General features: G+C 65.2%; 1 protein-coding gene. It reads left to right on the forward strand.

Translation table 11 applies throughout. From position 1 onward, the window contains the following. Window positions 1–1,427, forward strand: a 1,427-nt coding sequence (nuoG, locus tag EOA22_RS33475; protein WP_127390606.1) for an NADH-quinone oxidoreductase subunit NuoG, incomplete at both ends; no start/stop codon positions are given.

The raw sequence follows: 1,427 nt of genomic DNA on the forward strand, positions 1-1,427 counted from the left end.
CCCTTCACCTCGATCAGGCACATGCGGCAATTGCCGCATGTGCCTGATCGAGGTGAAGGGCGGGCCGCCCAAGCCGCAGGCTTCCTGCGCCATGAACGTGCGCGACCTGCGTCCCGGCCCGAATGGCGAGGCGCCGGAAATCTTCACCAACACGCCGATGGTCAAGAAGGCCAGGGAAGGCGTGATGGAGTTCCTGCTGATCAACCATCCGCTGGATTGCCCGATCTGCGACCAGGGCGGCGAATGCGACCTGCAGGACCAGGCGATGGCTTTCGGCGTCGATTCCTCGCGCTATCACGAGAACAAGCGCGCGGTCGAAGACAAATACATCGGACCGCTGGTGAAGACGGTGATGAACCGCTGCATTCACTGCACGCGCTGCGTCCGCTTCACCACCGAAGTCGCCGGCATTTCCGAACTGGGCCTGATCGGCCGTGGCGAGGATGCCGAGATCACCACCTATCTCGAACAGGCGATGACCTCGGAGCTGCAGGGCAATGTCATCGACCTTTGCCCGGTCGGCGCGCTGACCTCGAAGCCATTCGCCTTCCAGGCGCGGCCGTGGGAGCTGACCAAGACCGAATCCATCGACGTGATGGATGCGGTCGGCTCGGCGATCCGCGTCGATAGCCGGGGCCGCGAAGTGATGCGCATCCTGCCGCGCGTCAACGAGGCGGTGAACGAGGAGTGGATCTCCGACAAGACCCGCTTCATCTGGGACGGCCTGCGCACGCAGCGCCTTGACCGCCCCTATGTGCGCAAGGACGGCAGGCTGGTTGCTGCCAGCTGGGCCGAGGCCTTCGCCGCGATCAAGGACGCGGTGTCGAAGACGGCGCCCGAAAAGATCGGCGCTATCGCGGGCGATCTCGCCGCCGTCGAAGAAACCTATGCGCTCAAGCTGCTGATGGCTTCGCTCGGCTCGAAGAATACCGATTGCCGCCAGGATGGCGCCGCACTCGATCCGGCGCTGGGCCGTGCGAGCTATATCTTCAACCCGACCATCGAAGGCATCGAGCAGGCCGATGCGGTGCTGATCATCGGCGCCAACCCACGTTATGAAGCCTCGGTGCTCAATGCGCGCATCCGCAAGCGCTGGCGGACCGGCAATCTGCCGGTCGGCGTCATCGGCGATGTCGGCGATACCCGCTACGATTACGAACAGCTGGGCGCCGGGCCGGATTCGCTTGGGGATTTGGCCAACGGCAATGGCAAGTTCTTCCAGACGCTGAAGAAGGCGACACACCCGCTGATCATCGTGGGACAGGGCGCGCTGGCGCGTGCCGATGGCGCGGCCGTGCTCGGTCAGGCGGCCAAGCTCGCGGCCGCCGTCAACGCTGCTCGCGCAGACTGGAACGGCTTTGCCGTGCTGCACAATGCGGCCGGGCGCGTCGGCGGTCTCGATCTCGGCTTCGTGCCGTGCGAGGGCG

This window comes from Mesorhizobium sp. M7A.F.Ca.US.014.04.1.1 (assembly GCF_003998745.1).
GTDB lineage: Bacteria > Pseudomonadota > Alphaproteobacteria > Rhizobiales > Rhizobiaceae > Mesorhizobium > Mesorhizobium ciceri.